The 18,195-nt window shown below is 65.2% G+C and carries 21 protein-coding genes; 7 read left to right on the top strand and 14 right to left on the bottom strand.

All coding sequences use genetic code 11. The annotated features are described in order from the left end of the window. Window positions 1-99: 99 nt before the first annotated feature. Window positions 100-1,053: an alpha/beta fold hydrolase gene (locus tag B9Y82_RS08525; RefSeq protein ID WP_100472353.1), complete on the top strand. Its 954-nt coding sequence runs from the start codon at window positions 100-102 to the stop codon at window positions 1,051-1,053. Window positions 1,054-1,152: 99 nt separating this feature from the next. On the opposite strand, the gene B9Y82_RS20855 is transcribed toward B9Y82_RS08525, so the two are convergent. Genes B9Y82_RS20855 through B9Y82_RS08540 form a run of 3 tightly spaced genes read right to left on the bottom strand, consistent with a single transcriptional unit; the run spans window position 1,153 to window position 3,853 of the window. Beyond that, complete coding sequence (locus tag B9Y82_RS20855) at window positions 1,153-1,683, bottom strand: cyclophilin-like fold protein (protein ID WP_229300979.1); 531 nt, start codon at window positions 1,681-1,683, stop codon at window positions 1,153-1,155. After that, window positions 1,680-2,888 (bottom strand): MFS transporter, encoded by a 1,209-nt coding sequence (locus B9Y82_RS08535; RefSeq protein ID WP_428993184.1) that lies wholly within the window; start codon window positions 2,886-2,888, stop codon window positions 1,680-1,682. The genes B9Y82_RS20855 and B9Y82_RS08535 overlap by 4 nt, the downstream gene beginning before the upstream one ends. Before the next feature lie 2 nt (window positions 2,889-2,890). Next, window positions 2,891-3,853 (bottom strand): alpha/beta hydrolase, encoded by a 963-nt coding sequence (locus B9Y82_RS08540; RefSeq protein WP_238381564.1) that lies wholly within the window; start codon window positions 3,851-3,853, stop codon window positions 2,891-2,893. Window positions 3,854-4,078: 225 nt separating this feature from the next. On the opposite strand from B9Y82_RS08540, the gene B9Y82_RS08545 reads away from it, so the two are divergent. After that, window positions 4,079-4,966: a LysR family transcriptional regulator gene (locus B9Y82_RS08545; protein ID WP_100472358.1), complete on the top strand. Its 888-nt coding sequence runs from the start codon at window positions 4,079-4,081 to the stop codon at window positions 4,964-4,966. Window positions 4,967-5,186: 220 nt separating this feature from the next. On the opposite strand, the gene B9Y82_RS08550 is transcribed toward B9Y82_RS08545, so the two are convergent. Continuing rightward, window positions 5,187-7,835, bottom strand: coding sequence for an excinuclease ABC subunit UvrA (locus B9Y82_RS08550; RefSeq protein ID WP_100472359.1), 2,649 nt, complete (start codon window positions 7,833-7,835; stop codon window positions 5,187-5,189). 178 nt (window positions 7,836-8,013) lie between these two features. On the opposite strand from B9Y82_RS08550, the gene B9Y82_RS08555 reads away from it, so the two are divergent. Beyond that, window positions 8,014-8,292: a hypothetical protein gene (locus B9Y82_RS08555; RefSeq protein WP_100472360.1), complete on the top strand. Its 279-nt coding sequence runs from the start codon at window positions 8,014-8,016 to the stop codon at window positions 8,290-8,292. A gap of 326 nt (window positions 8,293-8,618) precedes the next feature. Then, window positions 8,619-9,116 (top strand): ferritin-like domain-containing protein, encoded by a 498-nt coding sequence (locus tag B9Y82_RS08560; protein WP_100472361.1) that lies wholly within the window; start codon window positions 8,619-8,621, stop codon window positions 9,114-9,116. A 39-nt stretch (window positions 9,117-9,155) separates the two neighbouring features. On the opposite strand, the gene B9Y82_RS08565 is transcribed toward B9Y82_RS08560, so the two are convergent. The 4 genes from B9Y82_RS08565 to B9Y82_RS08580 all read right to left on the bottom strand — a co-directional run bounded on the left by B9Y82_RS08565 (window position 9,156) and on the right by B9Y82_RS08580 (window position 11,433). Then, window positions 9,156-9,890, bottom strand: a complete 735-nt coding sequence (locus B9Y82_RS08565; RefSeq protein ID WP_100475197.1) for a DNA-formamidopyrimidine glycosylase family protein — start codon at window positions 9,888-9,890, stop codon at window positions 9,156-9,158. Next, window positions 9,883-10,650 carry a DUF72 domain-containing protein gene (locus B9Y82_RS08570; protein WP_100472362.1) on the bottom strand — a complete coding sequence of 256 codons (768 nt, stop codon included), beginning with the start codon at window positions 10,648-10,650 and terminating at the stop codon, window positions 9,883-9,885. The genes B9Y82_RS08565 and B9Y82_RS08570 overlap by 8 nt, the downstream gene beginning before the upstream one ends. Continuing rightward, on the bottom strand, window positions 10,647-11,114 hold the full coding sequence (locus B9Y82_RS08575; protein WP_100472363.1) for a BLUF domain-containing protein: 468 nt from the start codon (window positions 11,112-11,114) through the stop codon (window positions 10,647-10,649). The genes B9Y82_RS08570 and B9Y82_RS08575 overlap by 4 nt, the downstream gene beginning before the upstream one ends. 100 nt (window positions 11,115-11,214) lie before the next feature. Then, window positions 11,215-11,433 carry a hypothetical protein gene (locus tag B9Y82_RS08580; RefSeq protein WP_238381658.1) on the bottom strand — a complete coding sequence of 73 codons (219 nt, stop codon included), beginning with the start codon at window positions 11,431-11,433 and terminating at the stop codon, window positions 11,215-11,217. 319 nt (window positions 11,434-11,752) lie between these two features. Here B9Y82_RS08580 and B9Y82_RS08585 point away from each other — a divergent pair, with 319 nt between their 5' ends. Beyond that, complete coding sequence (locus tag B9Y82_RS08585; RefSeq protein WP_100472367.1) at window positions 11,753-12,145, top strand: response regulator; 393 nt, start codon at window positions 11,753-11,755, stop codon at window positions 12,143-12,145. Between the two features lie 231 nt (window positions 12,146-12,376). Here B9Y82_RS08585 and B9Y82_RS08590 read toward each other — a convergent pair whose 3' ends face one another. From B9Y82_RS08590 to B9Y82_RS08615, 6 genes are all read right to left on the bottom strand, one after another. Next, window positions 12,377-13,069, bottom strand: a complete 693-nt coding sequence (locus B9Y82_RS08590; protein WP_100472370.1) for a glycosyltransferase — start codon at window positions 13,067-13,069, stop codon at window positions 12,377-12,379. Next, window positions 13,066-13,653: a class I SAM-dependent DNA methyltransferase gene (locus B9Y82_RS08595; protein ID WP_100472372.1), complete on the bottom strand. Its 588-nt coding sequence runs from the start codon at window positions 13,651-13,653 to the stop codon at window positions 13,066-13,068. The genes B9Y82_RS08590 and B9Y82_RS08595 overlap by 4 nt, the downstream gene beginning before the upstream one ends. Beyond that, window positions 13,650-14,408: a PIG-L deacetylase family protein gene (locus B9Y82_RS08600; RefSeq protein WP_100472374.1), complete on the bottom strand. Its 759-nt coding sequence runs from the start codon at window positions 14,406-14,408 to the stop codon at window positions 13,650-13,652. The genes B9Y82_RS08595 and B9Y82_RS08600 overlap by 4 nt, the downstream gene beginning before the upstream one ends. Beyond that, entirely contained in the window at window positions 14,396-15,337 is a 942-nt protein-coding gene (locus B9Y82_RS08605) for an acyl-CoA dehydrogenase (RefSeq protein WP_100472377.1), read from the bottom strand. The genes B9Y82_RS08600 and B9Y82_RS08605 overlap by 13 nt, the downstream gene beginning before the upstream one ends. 102 nt (window positions 15,338-15,439) lie before the next feature. Then, window positions 15,440-15,946: a hypothetical protein gene (locus B9Y82_RS08610; protein WP_100472378.1), complete on the bottom strand. Its 507-nt coding sequence runs from the start codon at window positions 15,944-15,946 to the stop codon at window positions 15,440-15,442. Between the two features lie 10 nt (window positions 15,947-15,956). Then, complete coding sequence (locus B9Y82_RS08615; protein ID WP_100472379.1) at window positions 15,957-17,120, bottom strand: zinc-dependent alcohol dehydrogenase; 1,164 nt, start codon at window positions 17,118-17,120, stop codon at window positions 15,957-15,959. A gap of 148 nt (window positions 17,121-17,268) precedes the next feature. Here B9Y82_RS08615 and B9Y82_RS08620 point away from each other — a divergent pair, with 148 nt between their 5' ends. Together B9Y82_RS08620 and B9Y82_RS08625 are read left to right on the top strand one after the other, a co-directional pair. Next, window positions 17,269-17,457, top strand: coding sequence for a hypothetical protein (locus B9Y82_RS08620; RefSeq protein ID WP_005409707.1), 189 nt, complete (start codon window positions 17,269-17,271; stop codon window positions 17,455-17,457). A gap of 99 nt (window positions 17,458-17,556) precedes the next feature. Next, complete coding sequence (locus B9Y82_RS08625; RefSeq protein ID WP_100472381.1) at window positions 17,557-18,195, top strand: DUF6766 family protein; 639 nt, start codon at window positions 17,557-17,559, stop codon at window positions 18,193-18,195.

Here is an 18,195-nt window from a genome sequence, read left to right on the forward strand (position 1 = left end):
ATGCAAGACGATCCATCAAGAAATCCGGACGGTTCATCACCCAGGCGCCTGGTTGCAGGCGCAAAGTACGCCTCACCACCCACCCATGAGAGTTTCCGCATGAACACCTTCGCCCGCACCCTGGCCATTGCCACCCTCGCCCTGTCAGTCCAGGCCGGCCTGTCCGCGCAAGCCGCCGAACCGGCCAAGCCGGCGGCAGTCACCAGCATCGCGCGCACCGCCAGCTACATCACCACCGCCGATGGCGTGCAGCTCTACTACAAGGACTGGGGCCCGAAGGACGGCCCGGTGGTTACCTTCAGCCACGGCTGGCCGCTGAACTCGGACAGCTGGGAATCGCAGATGATCTTCCTGGCCAACCACGGCTACCGCGTCATCGCGCATGACCGTCGCGGCCACGGTCGTTCCAGCCAGCCCTGGGATGGCAACGACATGGATCACTACGCCGATGACCTGGCCACGGTGATCAACACGCTGGACCTGCACGACGTCACCCTGGTGGGCTTCTCCACTGGCGGCGGCGAAGTGGCGCGCTACATCGGTCGCCATGGCACCGGCCGGGTGAAGAAGGCGGTGCTGATCAGCTCGGTGCCGCCGCTCATGCTGAAGACCGCCGACAACCCCAACGGGCTGCCGATCGAAGTGTTCGATGGCATCCGCAAGGCGCAGATGGACAACCGCGCACAGCTGTACAAGGACATCCCGTCCGGCCCGTTCTACGGCTTCAACCGCCCGGGCGCGAAGGTGTCGCAGGGCCTGATCGATGCCTGGTGGGCGCAGGGCATGCAGGGTGGCCACAAGAACACGTACGATTCGATCGCTGCATTCTCGGCCACCGACTTCCGCGCCGACCTGAAGAAGTTCGACGTGCCGACGCTGGTGATCCACGGTGACGACGATCAGATCGTGCCGATCGACATCTCTGGCCGCCAGTCGGCGAAGCTGATCAAGGGCGCCAGGCTGATTGTGTACCCGGGTGCCCCGCATGGCCTGACCGACACCCACAAGGACAAGGTCAACCAGGATCTGCTGATATTCCTGCAGGAAAAGTGAGCAACAGGGGCTCCGGCACCGCGCCGGAGCCCGTCCCGGGCCGCAGAGTGTCATTACGGCGCCCTGCCCTGGTGTGCTTCCGCTCTCGGCCAGGAGCGGTCATTGCGAAAAAGTCACCTGTACACTGCCTTGACCGAGCTCCTGACCCAGGCCAACAGGATCATCCACGCGCGCCAGCGGGGTGTAGGCGTAAGACGAGCGGAAGGTTCTGTAGAAGACGACGACCGTACTCGATCCATAGAGCATCAGGTCGCCGCTGTGGATCGTCCCGGGGCGACTGGCATCGGCCGGAAGCGCTTGCGAGAGTTCAGCGTGCTTTTCGTTGCCGTTGAGCTCGGCCATGTCCAGCGTTAATGGGCATCGCGTGGCGAAAGTCCTTGCGGTTTCGTTGTCGGCCAAGGTGATGGCGAAGCGGCGTTCGCCGATGGTCATCCACATTCGGGACTCCTCCTGCCTGGTGGATGCCGTAACGGCATCCTGGGCGACGGCTACGGACGCCTCTGGCTGGCTGGCCTTGCACCCACCCATGACCGACAGGCCGAGCACTACGCCAAGCGCGCGCAGAGCCTTCTTCTCCGACGGTCCAAGGGTGGGGCGAGAGCAATTCGAGGTCATGGTCGTGCCGCTCATGCAACGCCCCGCGGCGCTTGTGAGCGCGATGCCAGCAGGGTCAGGAAGGCACCCAAAAGGAGGACGGCTGCACTCACCACGAAGGTGCCTTGATAGCCGCTGCCGTCGAACAGCATCCCGCCAATGGTGGAGCCCAAGGCAATCGCCAACTGGATCACCGCTACCATCAATCCACCGCCGGCTTCGGCATCCCCCGGCAAGGCCTGCGCGATCCAGCTCCACCAGCCCACTGGCGCCGCCGTAGCGAGCAGGCCCCACATTGCCAGGAGGGCGGCCGAGGTGCCGAGCCCGGTGCCGAAGGGGATCAGGGCCAGGGCGATGGCCGCCATCAGGACGGGAATGACAATCAGGGTTCGATACAGACCTTGTTTGAGGAATGTCCCGATGATTGCGGTGCCGATGACGCCGGCCACACCAATCCCGAGCAGGATGAGCGACAGCGTGGATACGTTCACGCGCACCACTGTTTCCAGGAACGGTCGCACATAGGTGAACAAGGCGAACTGCCCCAGGAAGAACGCACCACAGGCAGCCATGCCCAATGCGACCGATCGGCGCTTGAACAGACGGAACACGTTCGCCGGCTTGCTTGCCGTCTCCACGTCCATGTCTGGCACGCTGATCCACTGCCAGACGAGCGCCATCGCCGCCACCGGCACCAGGCAGAAAAAGGCCCCGCGCCAGCCGATGACCGAACCCAAGTAGCTGCCCAAGGGCGCGGCAATGACCGTGGCCAGGGCGTTGCCGCCATTGAAGATGGCCAATGCGCGCGGCACCTGGTCCGGCGGCACCAGGCGCAACGCGGTGGCCGCCGACATCGACCAGAAGCCGCCGATCACCACGCCGATCAGCGCACGCCCGGCCATATAGACAAAATAGTTCGTCGCCAGCGCGACCACGGTGCCCGACAAGGCCATCAGGCCGGTCAGTGCCAGCAGCACGGTCTTGCGGTTCATGCTGCCGGCCAGCGCGGAGATGGACAGGCTCGTGAGCACGGCGAACGCCCCGGAAATGGCAATGCCGTAACCCGCCCAACCTTCGCTGACGCGAAGGTCGGCGGCCATCGGCGTCAGTAGGCTCACGGGCATGAACTCGGACGCGATCAGCGCGAACACGCACAGGGTCATGGCGAAGATCCCGCCCCAATGTGCAGGTTGCGCCGCCCCCCCGCCTTGGCCGACGACCGCCGGCATATCCACCGGCATGCTCATTTCGCCGCCAGGTTCTGATTGAAGAAGTCCGCCATCCTGTCGAACGGAATCTTGTCCATCTGGTCGTACAGGTCGACGTGGTTGGCGCCCGGTACGATCACCAGTTCCTTCGGCTGCGCCGCAGCGGCGTACGCGGTTTCGCTGAAGTAGCGGGAGTGGGCGTTCTCACCGTGGATGAACAGGATCGGGCGCGGCGAGATTTCCTTGATGTAGGTCAGGATCGGCATGTTCATGAAGGACAGCGGCGTCGTGATCGTCCAGGCGTTGCCGGAATTGACCGAGCGTGCGTGATACCCGCGCTTCGTGCGGTAGTAGTCGTGGTACTCGACCAGGAACTGCGCCTCGCCACCCTTCAGTTCGTTGTAGGGTGGCTGGTAGGCGGGCTTGCCGGCCTCCGCATCCTTCCAGCGCTGCCGACTCAGTTGCTCCAGCGTCTGCGTGCGTTCCTGCGGCGTCACGCGGTCGTTGTAGCCCTTGGACATGACGCGCGTCATGTCGTACATGGTGCTGGCCACGACGGCCTTGACCCGCTTGTCAACGGCGGTGGCATTCAAGGCCATTCCGCCCCAGCCGCAGATGCCGATGATGCCGATGCGCTCGCGATCGACGTTGGGTTGCAGGCCGAGGAAATCGACGGCGGCGCTGAAATCCTCGGTATTGATGTCTGGCGAGGCGACATTGCGCGGCTCGCCACCGCTTTCGCCTGTATAGGACGGGTCGAACGCCAGAGTGACGAAACCGCGCTCGGCCATCGTTTGCGCATACAGGCCGGACGACTGTTCCTTCACCGCGCCGAACGGGCCGCCGACGGCGATCGCCGCCAATTTGCCACTGGCATTTTTCGGCCGATACAGGTCGGCCGCCAAGGTGATGCCATAGCGGTTCTTGAACGTCACCTTGCGGTGAACGACCTTGTCGCTTTTCGGGAACACCTTGTCCCAGGTCTGCGTCAGTGTCATGGCATATCCTCCTGATGTCGGGGCGTCCTGCGCGCTGCCAGCGACAGGCACCAGGGCCAATAGCAGCGCGGCGGACAGAGCAAGGGCTTTCATATGGCTCTCCTGGGGGTCGGGCGACCACCATTGCCGGTGCAGTCTGGTCCCAGGACGCTTCTGCGACTAGGTACTAACTAGTGAATGCATCTATTAGTGCTTCTAATTAATGTGCATGGCACACTGGGCCCCATGGCCAGGAGCAACCTCAACGATCTGCTTGCATTCATCGCGGTAGCGCGCGAGGGCAGCTTCACGCGCGCAGCCGCCCAATTGGGAGTCACCCAATCGGCGGTCAGCCAGGCGGTCAGCGGCTTGGAGGCGCGGATGCAGATCCGCCTGCTCACCCGAACCACGCGCAGCGTGGCGCCGACACCTGCCGGCGAGCGCCTGATGCGGGCCATCGGGCATCGCTTCGACGAGATCGAAGCCGAACTCGACGCCATCACCGAACTGCGGGATAAGCCTGCCGGAACGGTGCGCATCACCAGCGGCGACCACGTGCTGCGCACGACGCTGTTGCCCAAGCTCACGCCGTTGATGCACCAGTACCCTGACATCCATATCGAGTTCGACGTCTCCTATGGCCTGCGGGACATCGTGGCGGATCGTTTCGACGCTGGCGTGCGGATGGGCGAAGAGATCGACAGGGACATGATCGCCGTGCCCATCGGGCCGCAGTTGCGCATGGCGGCAGTGGCTTCACCTGCGTACTGGGAAAAGCATCCTCCGCCGAAGGCGCCGCGTGATCTGGTCGGCCATCGCTGCATCAACATCCGGTTCCCGACCCATGGCGGCCTTTACGTTTGGGAATTCGAGCGAGCCGGGCGAGAGCAGAACGTGCGCGTCGAAGGGCAAGTCATCTTCAATGCCAGTCACCATATCGTTGCTGCGGCGCTGGAGGGCCTGGGTGTCGCCTTCCTGCCCGAAGATGAGTTCGCGCCCCACATCGAAACGGGCGAACTGGTGCGGGTGCTGGCACGCTGGTGTCCGCCATTTCCCGGATACCACCTGTATTACCCCAGCCGACGGCAGTCATCGCCAGCATTCCGGTTGGTGGTCGATGCGCTGCGCGTCTAGGCCTGCCCAGGATCGATCGGGGGCTCCAGCACTCTTGGCCGGGTTGTCTGGCGCCGGCACCTCTGACTTCGGCCAGCCGCGGACACTCTCGGTCAAGTCGAGATCTGGAAGCGCGGCCTCGATGTTGTCCTTCCGGTGCCATGGCTGGACTGGAGTTCGCAGCACCCGCTACCTGGGAGGCTCGATGCGGCGGAAATCGACAGCCGAGCATGGCTCGGCGCTACGCGGAAGCCAGCTCCCGCGCCAGGAACGGCGCCGTCCTGCTGCCCTTGGCCCGAGCCACCTGTTGCGGCGTGCCCTTCGCCACGATGGTGCCCCCTGCCCCGCCTGCGCCAGGCCCGACATCAATTACCCAGTCCGCCTGCGCAACCGCGCGCATGTCATGCTCGATCATCACCACCGTATTGCCCGCGTCCACCAGCCGCTGCAGCTGCACCAGCAGCCTGTCCGCGTCCGACGCATGCAGGCCGGTGGTGGGCTCGTCCAGCACGTACAGCGTGCGCCCGCGCTGGCTGCGCTGCAGCTCGGTCGCCAGCTTGATGCGCTGCGCTTCGCCGCCTGAAAGTTCCGTGGCCGGCTGGCCCAGCCTCAGATAGCCCAGGCCGATCTCCTGCAGCAACTGCAGCGGCCGGGCAATGACCTCTTCCTCGCTGAAGAACGCATGCGCCTGGTCCACCGTCATCTGCAGGACCTCGGCGATGTTGCGGCCGTTCCACTGCACCTTCAGCGTCGCTTCGTTGTATCGCGCACCGTGGCAGGTGGGGCACGGCGCGTAGACGCTGGGCATGAACAGCAGTTCGACGCTGACGAAACCCTCGCCTTCGCAGGTCTCGCACCGGCCCTTGGCCACGTTGAACGAGAAGCGCCCCGCATCGAAACGGCGGCGGCGCGCGGCGGGTGTCGCGGCGAACAGCTTGCGCACGTGATCGAACAAGCCGGTGTAGGTGGCCAGGTTGGAGCGTGGCGTGCGTCCGATGGGCTTCTGGTCGACCTGCACCACCCGCTGGATGGCGTCTACATCGCCCGCCAATGTGCCCCGCGTCGTTTCAATCACGGTTGGTCCGTCAGAGGGTGCGCTGTCGGCACTGTCGTCCGCGGGCTCATGCCCGAGGTGCAGCAGCAACAGCTCGGGCAGCGCCTGCGCCATCAGGCTGGACTTGCCCGATCCGGAAATGCCGGTCACTGCGGTCAGCAGTCCCAATGGCACCTGTGCGTCCACGCCCCGCAGGTTGTGGCGGTGGATGCCTTTCAGTTTCAGCCAGCTGCTGGCGTTGCGCTGCCGGCTGGCGGGTGCGGGCACCTGGCCGAACAGATACTGCGCCGTACGCGACCCCTGGATCTGGCGCAGGCCGTCGGGCTCGCCACTGTAGAGGACCTGGCCACCGTGCTCGCCCGCCTCTGGCCCAACATCCACCAGCCACTGCGCGCGGCGCATCAGCTCCAGATCGTGTTCAACAACGAACACCGAGTTTCCGCCGTCGCGCAGGCGCTCCAGCGCGTCGTACAGCGCCTGGCTGTCGGCCGGATGCAGGCCGGCCGAGGGTTCGTCGAGCACGTACAGCACGCCAAACAGCAAGGAGCTGAGCTGCGTGGCCAGCCGCAGGCGCTGAAGTTCGCCGGCCGACAGCGTGGGCGTGGCGCGATCCAGCGAGAGGTACCCCAGGCCCAGGTCACGCAGCTGGCGTACACGTGCCATGACGCCACCTGCCAATCGCTGGGCCGCCAGACGCTTCTCTTCGGACAGGGCGGAGGTCAGCCGCACATCGGGAGCACCCTCGTGGGTCGCCTGGCCACTTGCGGCCCGCCGGGCGCGATCGCGGGGTGTCGCGCTCCTGCTGGTACGCGCGCCGGTGCTGTGGGCACTGAAGTCGCCTTGCGCGATGGGCCCCAGCAGCGCCGCCAGTTGATCCAGCGGCAGCCGCATGAACTCGCCGATATCCACGCCGGCAAAGGTGACCGAAAGCGCCTCCGGCTTCAGGCGTTTTCCGTGGCAGGCCGGGCACAACCGGCCTTCCATGTAGCGCGAAACGCGCTTGCGCATCAGCGCGCTCTGGGTGTTGGCAAAGGTGTGCAGCACGTAGCGGCGTGCGCCGGTATAGGTGCCCATGTAGCTGGGCTCCTGCTTGCGCTTGAGTGCGGCACGGGTCTCGGCGGGCGTGAACCCGGCATAGACGGGCACGCTGGGCGCTTCCTCGGTGAACAGGATCCAGTCGCGGTCCTTCTTCGGCAGCTTCTTCCACGGCACGTCGATGTCGTAGCCCAGCGTGACCAGGATGTCGCGCAGGTTCTGGCCATGCCAGGCCGGCGGCCAGGAGGCGATGGCGCGCTCGCGGATGCTCAGCGAGGGGTCCGGAACCATCAGCGCTTCGGTCACTTCGTAGACATGCCCCAGGCCATGGCAGGTGCTGCAGGCGCCCTGGGGCGTGTTGGGTGAGAAGTCCTCGGCGTACAGCATGGGCTGGTTGGCCGGGTACGCCCCCGCACGCGAGTACATCATGCGCACCAGGCTGGACAGGGTGGTGACGCTGCCCACCGATGAGCGCGCATTGCTGGCGCCGCGCTGCTGCTGCAGGGCCACTGCCGGCGGCAGGCCATCGATGGCGTCCACATCGGGCACGCCCGCCTGATCGATCAGGCGGCGTGCGTAGGGCGCAACGGACTCGAAGTAACGCCGCTGCGCCTCAGCGAAGACGGTACCGAAAGCCAACGATGACTTGCCGGAACCTGATACGCCGGAGAACACCACCAGTGCATTGCGCGGGATGGAGACATCGACATTCTTGAGGTTGTGCTCGCGTGCACCACGCACCTCGACGCAACCGCTGGCGGCGGCAGCGCATGACGATTCACCAAAGGGGGTGTTGGACATCTCAGCATTCCTGCAGTCGGTGGGCGCGACGTGCATGGGCACGCCGATGCGACATTCTCGCCGCTGCGGGGTGAATGGTGTGAGGGCGCCGGAGGCGGAATGCTGCCTTCACGTCCCCTTCCTACGCCGTTGCCCGGCCAAGGGCTAGCGTGAGCAATCTGGACGATGGGAGGCAATCATGCACCCCGATGTACTTGGCTGGGTCGCCACGGCGGTCCTGATGGCGACGTTGATCCGGCAGATGGTGAAACAGTGGCAGTCGCCGAACCCCGAGGCGGTATCTAAGTGGCTGTTCGTGGGCCAGATGACGGCGTCCGCGCTGTTTACGGTGTACAGCGCGATGCTGGGCAGCACCGTCTTCGTGGTGACCAACGCGATGTTGCTGTTGACGGCGGTGGTTGGCCAGGTGATGGCCTGGCGCCGTCGCGGCCGACCCCGAACACTCCCACCCTGCTGATGGTGGTGAAAGTTTGACGCCGCGTTGCTTCGCCGTTGATCTCGTCGGGCATTGCCCAGCCCTTCAACCCCTCACCCAGCCTGTAGACGAACGTCATCGTGCCTGCGGCTGGCGTTGTGCCGCTGCATCACGAATATGACCCGTTGCCGTTGCGGCAGCGCAAAGGCCGGTTCCATTACGGGCCAGCCGAAAAGCGGCAGGCACCCCATTCGTGAAGACTGTGCGTAGGGTCCCGCAGGAGCTCACATGCCGTCTTCACTCGCCACGCGCCTGATCGCAACCGGATTGGACCTATTTTCAGTGCTCCATCCACCACGGAGCTCACTATGGCTATCAAGACGGCGGAAGACTTGTTCATCCACGAACTCTCGGACATCTACAGCGCCGAGAAGCAGCTGACCAAGGCCCTCCCACGCCTGGCCCGTGCGGCCGACAACCCGGATCTGGCGGCGGCCTTCGAAACGCACCTGGAAGAAACCCAAGGCCAGATCGAGCGCATCGACCAGGTGGTGGAGGTGCTTGGGATCCGCCTGAAGCGCATCAAGTGCGCCGCGATGGAGGGACTGGTGGAAGAAGGCAAGGACGTGATCGACAGCATCGACAAGGGCCCTGTGCGTGATGCCGCCCTGATCGGTGGCGCACAGAAGGTCGAGCACTACGAGATTGCGTCCTACGGCACCATCGCCGCGCTGGCCAAACAGCTGGGCTACAAGGATGCCCTCCCCTTGCTGCTGGAGACGCTGGAGGAAGAGAAGGCGACCGATGAAAAGCTGACCCTGCTGGCCAAGGGTGGCGGCAATGCCAAGGCGGCGCAGGCTGCCTGAGCCGCGTTGCTGGCAAACCGGCCGCCAAGGAAGGCGGCCTCAGGGTTCGTACAGCACCTGGTCGTTCGGGCAGAAGAAGGTGCGCCGCCGGGTGGTCCCCATGTAAAGCTTGCTGACCGGGCCGCCGCACGACGGGCAGATCCTGCGTGTGTGTACCTGCCAGTGCTTTTTCAACTCGAAGCGGCGCTTCCACTCCAGGAAATCGAAGCTGTAGGCGCGTGCCTGCGTGATCAAGGCGGTGAGCTTGCGTGGCGACAGGTTACCCAGGCGGGTGGCCGGATGCACGCCTATGCGGAACAGCACTTCGTTCTTGATGATGTTGCCCACGCCGGCGAAGACGGTCTGGTCCAGAAGCGCGTCGCAGACCAGGACATCCGGCATTGCCTTCAGCTTGCGCCGGGCCAGCTTCGGATCCCAGGCATCGTTCATCACGTCCGCGCGCCAGTCGTAGACGTCGTCCAGTGGCTCGCCGATGAGCTTTACGGAACAGGCATAGAAGTTCAGCTCCCCATTGTCGAGCACCAGGGATACCCGCGCCGGGGTTGGCTTCCGTTCGTCGATGCGCCAGCTGCCGAACATCATCAGATGGATGCGCAGGGTCTGGCGGCTGAACTCCAGCAGGAAGTGCTTGCCCCAGCTGCGGACCGCCTTGACCCTGTGGCCCTGCAGCGATGACAGGTCGATCCGGCTGTTCCCCGATACGGCGCGTACCACGTGCCCCCTGAAGTGAGCCGCAGCCTCCCGAAGCAGGACGATGGACGGGCCCTCAGGCATGCGCAGGCTCACGCAACAGGGCCTGCAGGTGCAGGGCGTTGCCGGAGGCGTGTCCCAGCGCGGTATTGTCCAGCACGAACCAGATGGGACGTTGCGCATCGGATTCGCGCTGCAGCTGCTGTGCCAGGCCCTCAAGCACCTGCTCACTGTAAGCGCTCCGATAGATCTGCGGTTGCCCGTGCCAGCGCCAGTAGCTCCACGTGCGGTATCCGCCGGGAATCGCCGCCGCTGGCACCCGTGCAGGGTCCGCCGCAACCCGGGCGACACCATGGTCACTCAGCAGGGCGTCCACTTCCGGGGTGAACCAACTGGGATGGCGTGGCTCACAGGCGACATCACGCGTGGTGCGTACACGCAGGCCCTGCAGGAACTCCGCCACTGTCGCTGGGTCGTATTCCAGGCTGGGCGGTAGCTGAAGCAACAGCGGACCCAGCTTGTCACCCAGCGCCATCACGCCGCCGAGGAACTGCTCCAGCGGCTGCATCGCGTTGCGCAGCCGGCGTTCATGACTGATCGTGCGTGGCAGCTTCACTGCGAAGCGGAAACCGCCTGGCACGCTCGCGGCCCACCGCGCATACGTTCCGGCCTGATGGGGACGGTAGAAGGAAGAGTTGATCTCCACCATGGGCAAGCGGGTGGCATAGCGCTGCAGGACGCTGGCGCCTGCGCCGAACGCTGCCTGCCCAGCCCGCGACAACGACCAGCCGGCGCAGCCGATGCGTATCAGGCCTGGCGCATTCGGGGAAGGCGCTGCGTTCATCGCGCCGTCGGGCCGTCCGGTTCCAGCAACCTGCCGCCACCGCCTTCCGAAGGCGACTGCGCCACCCACTGCAGCCGATCGAGCGCGCTGGTCCCAGGGGCGAGCATCGACGCGCCGCGCACGAAACCCGTCCAGTCGGAAATGGCGATTTTTCCAAGGGCCAGCTCATCCACCCTCACGCAGTTCATCCGCCAGTGCGGAAACTGTCGCCGTCCCAGCCTGCCCCGGTTGAGTTCGACCATCCCGCTGTGGCTGCTGGCCGCCAGAATGCGCGCGTATGCCGCATTGACCCCGGACTCCGGGCCCTCCAGATACTGCAGGAAGCGCGAGCCATCGAACAACAGCGTGCCGGTGACATCGACAGATTCATTGAACAGCACTGCCTCCGCCACAAGCTGCTGCAGCCGCTCTGCGGTCAGGTTGCGGGAGGCTTCACTCACATAGGCAATCGCACGAAGGGGCATGACACCACCGGTTGCTGCAGACAGCGCTACCTTAGCGACGCGGATCGTACGCGCGGTGAGATCCGTGTGGAGGCTGCGTTGAGCTGTGGCCTGGCCGCACTCAGGCGGTCACCGAACCGGAGAGCGCCGCACCCGGGAAACCCTTGAGCCTGGTCGGGTCACGCCCCGGTTCCGCCGACACCAGCGCCTGCACCACGCGATGCTGGACGCGATGCCCGCTCTCTTCCATGCCCACGACGTACACGAAGCGGCCATCAAACTTGGCCTGCGCGCCATCCAGAACGTTGTCAGCCTGAAGGGCTCGCTTCAACGACTTCATCCACGCCCGTTCAGGTGTGCGGTCCAGCTCTGCAACCACGGCGGCACCACCGCAGTCCAGTGACATGCTCTCAACACGGAGCACACGTGGCGAAGCAGGATCAGGGCGATGCATGTCAGAAGCTCCATTGCCGAAGTTGGCGGCAGTAATCCATGGCCCCTGCCAAAACGCCGTCAAGAAACGCCGGGCCTCTTTCCACGCCACATCGACGGCAGCAGTGCCACCTGCGTGGCTTCGCACCGGGCTGACATTCCACACTCGCGGCGTTGATGCTGCGCAGCACACACTGCAGCTCCCCAGGCAAGACAGGCGTTCATGCATGCAACGCGATACGAACCAGCACCGATGCAACCTGCTGCTGGTGGAAGACCAGTTCGACCTGGCCGCGCTGATGGAGCAGGCGCTGGAAGACGGCGGTGGCCAGGTGACCCATGCCTACAGCGTGTTTGATGCGATGGGTCTGCTGGAAACACAGACGTTTGATGGCGCCGTTCTGGATGTGGAGCTTCGTGACGGTGTGGTCTTTCCCGTTGCCGATCGGCTGGCCGAGCTCGGCATCCCCTTCCTGTTTGTCTCTGCGGTGTATGACCAGCTGGTGCCACAGCGCCACCGGCGTGCGGCCTTTGTGGCCAAGCCGTTCCACATCGACCAGTTGCAGCAAGCCGTTCAACATGTGGTGGGTAACACCTGCACCTCTTCGGCCACGCACTGACTGTGCTGCCTGGACACCCGGCTGATCCAGTGTCCGGGCGCTTGGGTGGGAAGATGCGACCGGTCCTGGCAACAGGAACCGGGTGACCCCGCTGATCGATTCCAGTCCAAGGGCGGTGCGGTTGAGAGACCGCAAACGCCAAACGTGAACTGGGCACACTTTGCCCGGTGAGCTGGGGACGTCACCGCATTTCCGCTGTTGCCTGCCACGGCGCGCCAGAACGGCCGATCGTCAGGCCAGCACGATTGGCCGGCCTGCCGCCGAGGCGGATCCCGCCACTCCCATCTCCGCCAGGTAGGCTGAAAACCCTCCTGCCGCGCGGCCTGCCAGGCGCGCACTGGTCATGACCACGGGCGCACCGGCCCATCGCACATCAGCGCCGAGGCGCTGCAGCGTCTCCACCAACTGGACGTCTTCTGCGCAATGCAGCGCCGCGAAGCCGCCTGCCGCCAGATAGGCCTGGGAGGAAACCCCAAGGTTCGCACCATGGATACGTCCATGATCGTCTCCCCATTTCTGCCGTCCCTGAAAGGCCTTGCGCAGGCGCTCTTCGGCCCTACAGGTCGTTGCAATGTCCACCAGCCCACAGAAAGCGTCCCAGCGCCCCTCAAGCTGTGCAACCAACCACTCCGCGGGCACCTCGCTGTCTGCGTCCGTGCTCGCCAGCCACCTCGCACCCCGCCCCAGCAGTTCAGCGGCGGCCGCGGCCCGGGCGATGCCGACGCAGCGTGCATCCAACCGCAGCGTATCGACCCGCTGTTGGCCGCAGATGAATTCCGTAGCGTCCGAGCAGTCGTCCAGCGCAACAATCACCTCCACCGCTTCACCGCCCAGGCCAGGATTCAGGGCCGCCCTCCTGATCGACTGCAGGCACCGCTCGATGCTGGCTGCCTCGTTGTGGGCCGGAACCAGCACGCCTATCACCGCAGGCCCTCCAGGCGGGCCAACGACATCGCGCCGCGCGTCCACCCCTGCAGTACGAAGTCTGCGTCGCGATAGTGGAAGGCTTCCTGCAGGCCTTCACCCAGGTATCGATGCACGACTTCGGTGCGGCTCGCGCGTCCCGGGAACGAAGGCAGCCAATGGCAGGCCACCAGCAGCCCGTCATCGCGAAGTGCTTCCCCGATACCGGCGCGCAGCTCACGCAGTGCGCCGGCTCCCAGGTAGTAGCCCATCTCGCCGCAGACGATCAGATCGAAGCGGCCCGGCGGCCATTGCTCAGGATGGCTGGCGCAGTGGACCTGCACGTGTGGCAGGTGGGCCAGGTTGCGGCGGGCCTGGAATGCCGCTCGCGGGCTGATGTCGGTCGCCAGCAAGCGCTCGCAGCGGGTGGCCAGGGCCTCGGTCAGCACGCCATTGGAGCAACCCAGCTCCCAGCCACGGTTGAAATGACGCTGGCTCAGGCTTGCCAGCAGCAGTGCACGCTTGCGCTCTTCATACCAGCGGCTGCGGTAGCCGAAGGGGTCCTCCTGCTCATGCAGTTCATCAAAGTACGGCTGTGCGCTCATGCAAGGAATACCTCGTAGGTTCGGAAAAACCGGGCCAGTACATGCGCGGGCAGCACCGGAGGGCTGTTCAGCTCCGGCACTTCGCCCGTCTGCGTCCGGAACTGGGCGATCGCGTTTCGTTTCGCGGCCGCTACGGCTGAGATGTCGACCAGCCTGGGGACCTCCCACGCCATATGTGCGCAGGCCGGATCCAGCCAGTGCCATCCCCATACCGGGTACTCCAGCCGGCGGCAACCCACTGCCCGCGCAGCGCTGCAGGCAGCACGCCCTGCCGCTTCATGGTCGGGGTGGCCATCAAACCGCCAAGGCGCGAGGACCAGGTCGCGCGGCTGCAGGTGCTGTTGCAGCCAGCCTTCCAGGCCCTGTTCGTGCGCGCTGACCGCGCCGTCGGAGATGCCCAGATGAAACACCGAGCCGGCCCCGATGCCGAGTTCGCGAAGTGCCGCGGCAAGCTCCGCCCGTCGTGCCGACCGCAGGCGCCCTGGCGTCCACCACGGCTCGCCCGGATAGCATGCTTCGCCGTCCGTCACGGCAACGACGCTCACCTCCATGCCCAGCCCCACTGCGTGATGGAGCAGTCCGCCACAGCCGAGGATCTCGTCGTCCGGGTGCGGCGCGACCACCACCAGGCGGTCATGCCCGGTGCACAGTGCGCTTGCCGGTGTGATCGGCTGCTGCCAGAGCCAATTGCAGCGCAGCCATGCCTGCTCGTGGGTTCCTTCGCCTTGCAGCGGTGCTTTGGCTACAGCGCCCATGTCGCCTCCTGTGCCGCCCGCTGCCCGCCCAGCCATTCCCAATCGCGATCAGCGTGGCACTGGCGAAGGAACACGGTCAGGTCAGCGCAGCGGTGGGCATGGGCGTCTTCCAGGCACATGGGGGCCGGGCCCAACGCCCGGCCCGCCAGATCCAACACGCGGGTGGCCGCACGCTCGACCACGCAACGTACCCGCACCACGTCCTCGCGATGCGCCGATTCGGGCTCGGCATCGATGCGTGCCGCCAGCTCGCGAAGCAGCGCCGCGGCCGGCGCCAATGCGAGGTCCACTTCACCCAGTAGTCGTGCTCGATTCCCCTCGGTGCAGGCCTGTCGCATGCGCTCGGCCAACGCGACCGCTGCGCCAAACCAGACCGCCGCAATACCCGCGCCTCCATGCCAGAAGCCCGGCCGCTGCAGATAGTCATCGCGCGCGCCCAGTATCACCATCGGCGCGGCATCAAAGCGCACGGTGGTGGACGGAATCCCGGCCATGCCGACGGCGGGCCATGGCTCGCCTGCAAGTGTGCGCCAATGCTCTGCCGCCACATGGCAGAGCCATACGCCCTGGGCGTTGCGGACCGTGACCAGCGCCGCATCCACCCACGCGCTGCCGGAACACCAGGGCTTGTCACCGTGGAGACTACCGCCGGCATCGATGCGAAGGGTGTTGGCCGGGCCCTCCGCAGCCCAGACGGCCAGCAACTGGTCCTCTGCAACGGCAGGCGCTTTCAGCTCGGCAATGATCGCCTGGGCGTCATAGTGGGCCTCCAGCACCTTGGCCAGGCAGAGATCCTCTGCCCCCCAGGCCGCCAGCGCCTGCCAACGCTGCAGCGTCTGGCCGCTTCCGGGCAAAGGCAGTACAGGCTGCTGGACCAGCACCTGGCGTGCGTGGTTGAACAACGGAGAAGGCGGCGTCACATCCTGCATGGGCGGGTCTGCAATGGAGATACGCCATGAACGTAGGCGGCAGGCAGTCATACGACTGTCTTGGAGGTGTGGCGGGCACATGAATGCCCCGCGCAACGATCCTCACGCGCCCACCTGCCGCCGCTGTTCTCGTGCACGGAAACACTGCAGCAGCTCCCACAACCATGGCAGCACCACCAGGCCCAGCGCCGGCAGCAGTATCAGGCACCAGATTTCCGGTGCTGCAGCCTTCACGTTGAGCGACCACCGCGACGGGGCCTGCCAGCCGATCCAGCCCAGCAGCACCCATGGTGCAGCATCGAGCACGCTGTGCACATGCTGTTCCGCTGGACTAATGCGCCTGCGGCCGTCCGCGCTGACGGTGTCGAAGTAGCCGGCGACCGCGTGTGCGATGACCAGCAGTGTCAGGAACGTGACGAGGGACAACGTGTTTTCCAGCGCCAGCCACGCAAGCACCCCGCTGCCGATCAGCAGAAGCTGTACCCCATGCAGGAGGCTTTCGCGCATCGCGGAAGTGTGCGGCAGGTCGGTTCGCCGGTGAAAATGGAAGTCCAGCGAGCCGGCGGCCAGCCACAGCGCGTAGACACAGGCCATGACAATCGCGCTCATGGTGGCCTGCTCATGGAGTCAATACGATCTTGCGGCAGTCGTCCTGCTTGGCATCAAACATCGCGTAGCCCTGCGCTGCATCGGCCAGGCGCATCCTGTGCGAGATGATGTCGCCCGGGTCCAGCCGCCCCTGCATGATCGCGTCGAGCAGCTCCGGCATCAGCCCCTGGACGTGGGTCTGCCCCATCTTGAATGTCAGCCCCTTGTCGAACGCGTCGCCCAACAGGAATCCATGGATGAAGCCGGCGTAGACACCTGGAATACTGACCACGCCACCGCGGCGTGCGGCTGCAATACATTGCCGGATCGCCACGCCGCTGCTGCCTTCCAGCTTTACAGCGGTCAACGCTGACTCCAGCGCACTGCCCTCGGCCTCGAAACCTACCGCCTCGATGCACGCATCCACGCCCCGCCCACTGGTTTGGGCAAGAATGAAATCGGCCGGATCGTCAATCTCGTTGAAATCAATGGGGGTCACCCCGTAGGCCCGGCGCGCATAGTCAAGGCGGTACCGAAGATGATCGATCATGAAGATCGTCTCGGCCCCCAGCAGGCGGCAGCAGGCCGCGCTCATCAGCCCGACCGGGCCCGCACCGAAGATGGCCACCGTTGAGCCCGGCTTCACCCCTGCGTTCAGCGCGGCCTGGTAGCCGGTGGGGAGGATGTCAGACAGGAACAGGACCTGCTCGTCGGCAACGCCTTCCGGAATACGTAGCGGGCCCACATTCGCCTTGGGCACGCGCACGAACTCCGCTTGGCCACCGGCAACTCCGCCATACAGATGGCTGTATCCGAACAGCGCGGCCGGCGGCAGAAGGCCCTTCTGATTCAGCGCGGCGCCCTTGCCCGGGTTGGTGGTTTCGCAGGCGGCATACTCGGCCAGCCGACAGTGGAAGCACTCACCACAGGCGATCACGAAGGGAATGACAACACGATCACCTGGCTTCACCTGGGTCACCCCGCTGCCGACCTCCTCCACGATGCCCATGAACTCGTGGCCCAGCACATCGCCGTCGTGCAGATCGGGAATCTTGCCGCGATACAGATGCAGGTCCGAGCCGCAGATGGCGGTAGCGGTGACACGCAGGATCAGGTCGTCGTCTGCGGCCAGTACCGGGTCCGGCACGGTCTCGACACGTACATCCTTGCGGCCGTGGTAGGTCAATGCCTGCATCGTGCGTCTCCAGGAGTTCGGATCTCCAGCATCGCAAGGCCGCCATCCCGCCGCGGTGACATCCCGGTGTGCGCGGCGTTCATTCTGCGGCGTCGTGGCGTTAACCCAGCCCGGTGCAAGGTGCAGGTTTCCGCCGCAGGAGCCCTCCGTGAACGACAAGCTTCCTTTCAACCCGACCACGGATGTGGACGATCAGTCGAAGGCACATACGCCGGACAAGCGGCGCAATGACCGGGCCAAGTGGAAGGAGCACGACATGCCTGACGACGGCGATGGCCCCAAGGCCGTACCCGAGGATTACGAGCGCCCTGATCCGGATCCAACAGGCAAGCGTTGAGTCCGCCTCACATCCTGGATGCGCCGGGTTCACAGCTCATGGCCCGCTGGCGGCGCAAGCTTCATCACGGCCATTGGAACAGCCTGAACGAGGTGTTGCATGTGGAAACGCAACGGTCTCTCGCTGGTGCTGCTCGTGCTCACCATCGTATTCATCGGTGGACAGGCAGTTGCGGGACATCACGTGCACAACCAGGAGCTGATGCAGCACGGACGCGCGCCGATCGATCTCTGGCATTACCTGGCGACCGGGCACTTTGTCAGCGCCACATTCGAGAACTGGGAGAGCGAATTCCTGCAGATGGGGATGTACGTGCTGCTGACGGTGAGCCTGCGCCAGCGAGGCTCGGCCGAATCTCGGCCGCTGGATCCTGCGAAGGAACAGAATCGGATCGAACCAGGGCCCACGCCGTGGCCGGTCAGGCGCGGCGGCGTGTGGAAGGCCCTGTACGGCCATTCGCTTGCGATCGCCTTCGGCCTGTTGTTCCTGACCAGCTTTACGCTGCATGCATTGGGCAGCTGGCGAGCCGAGCAGGCCGAGCAGCAGCTGCAGGGCCTGCCAGTGCCGGGCTTTCTCGAGCACCTGGCCAGCAGCACGTTCTGGTTTGAATCCATGCAGAACTGGCAAAGTGAGTTTCTGGCCGTGCTGTCTCTGGTTGTGCTGACCATCTTCCTGCGCCAGAAGGATTCGCCACAGTCCAAGCCGGTCGAGGCGCCGCATGCCCAGACAGGAGATTGA

It is taken from the genome of Stenotrophomonas maltophilia, from assembly GCF_002799155.1.
Taxonomy (GTDB): domain Bacteria; phylum Pseudomonadota; class Gammaproteobacteria; order Xanthomonadales; family Xanthomonadaceae; genus Stenotrophomonas; species Stenotrophomonas maltophilia_R.

Excerpts from the sequence above, each read along its gene's own strand:
- B9Y82_RS08560 (WP_100472361.1), top strand. The coding sequence starts at position 8,619 with ATGGCTATCAAGACGGCGGAAGACTTGTTCATCCACGAACTCTCGGAC.
- B9Y82_RS08595 (WP_100472372.1), bottom strand. The coding sequence starts at position 13,653 with ATGAGCGCACAGCCGTACTTTGATGAACTGCATGAGCAGGAGGACCCC.
- B9Y82_RS08565 (WP_100475197.1), bottom strand. The coding sequence starts at position 9,890 with ATGCCTGAGGGCCCGTCCATCGTCCTGCTTCGGGAGGCTGCGGCTCAC.
- B9Y82_RS08610 (WP_100472378.1), bottom strand. The coding sequence starts at position 15,946 with ATGAGCGCGATTGTCATGGCCTGTGTCTACGCGCTGTGGCTGGCCGCC.
- B9Y82_RS08615 (WP_100472379.1), bottom strand. The coding sequence starts at position 17,120 with ATGCAGGCATTGACCTACCACGGCCGCAAGGATGTACGTGTCGAGACC.
- B9Y82_RS08600 (WP_100472374.1), bottom strand. The coding sequence starts at position 14,408 with ATGGGCGCTGTAGCCAAAGCACCGCTGCAAGGCGAAGGAACCCACGAG.
- B9Y82_RS08535 (WP_428993184.1), bottom strand. The coding sequence starts at position 2,888 with ATGCCGGTGGATATGCCGGCGGTCGTCGGCCAAGGCGGGGGGGCGGCG.
- B9Y82_RS08625 (WP_100472381.1), top strand. The coding sequence starts at position 17,557 with ATGTGGAAACGCAACGGTCTCTCGCTGGTGCTGCTCGTGCTCACCATC.
- B9Y82_RS08580 (WP_238381658.1), bottom strand. The coding sequence starts at position 11,433 with ATGAAGTCGTTGAAGCGAGCCCTTCAGGCTGACAACGTTCTGGATGGC.
- B9Y82_RS08550 (WP_100472359.1), bottom strand. The coding sequence starts at position 7,835 with ATGTCCAACACCCCCTTTGGTGAATCGTCATGCGCTGCCGCCGCCAGC.
- B9Y82_RS20855 (WP_229300979.1), bottom strand. The coding sequence starts at position 1,683 with ATGAGCGGCACGACCATGACCTCGAATTGCTCTCGCCCCACCCTTGGA.
- B9Y82_RS08575 (WP_100472363.1), bottom strand. The coding sequence starts at position 11,114 with ATGCCCCTTCGTGCGATTGCCTATGTGAGTGAAGCCTCCCGCAACCTG.
- B9Y82_RS08605 (WP_100472377.1), bottom strand. The coding sequence starts at position 15,337 with ATGCAGGATGTGACGCCGCCTTCTCCGTTGTTCAACCACGCACGCCAG.
- B9Y82_RS08555 (WP_100472360.1), top strand. The coding sequence starts at position 8,014 with ATGCACCCCGATGTACTTGGCTGGGTCGCCACGGCGGTCCTGATGGCG.
- B9Y82_RS08540 (WP_238381564.1), bottom strand. The coding sequence starts at position 3,853 with ATGACACTGACGCAGACCTGGGACAAGGTGTTCCCGAAAAGCGACAAG.
- B9Y82_RS08570 (WP_100472362.1), bottom strand. The coding sequence starts at position 10,650 with ATGAACGCAGCGCCTTCCCCGAATGCGCCAGGCCTGATACGCATCGGC.
- B9Y82_RS08525 (WP_100472353.1), top strand. The coding sequence starts at position 100 with ATGAACACCTTCGCCCGCACCCTGGCCATTGCCACCCTCGCCCTGTCA.
- B9Y82_RS08585 (WP_100472367.1), top strand. The coding sequence starts at position 11,753 with ATGCAACGCGATACGAACCAGCACCGATGCAACCTGCTGCTGGTGGAA.
- B9Y82_RS08545 (WP_100472358.1), top strand. The coding sequence starts at position 4,079 with ATGGCCAGGAGCAACCTCAACGATCTGCTTGCATTCATCGCGGTAGCG.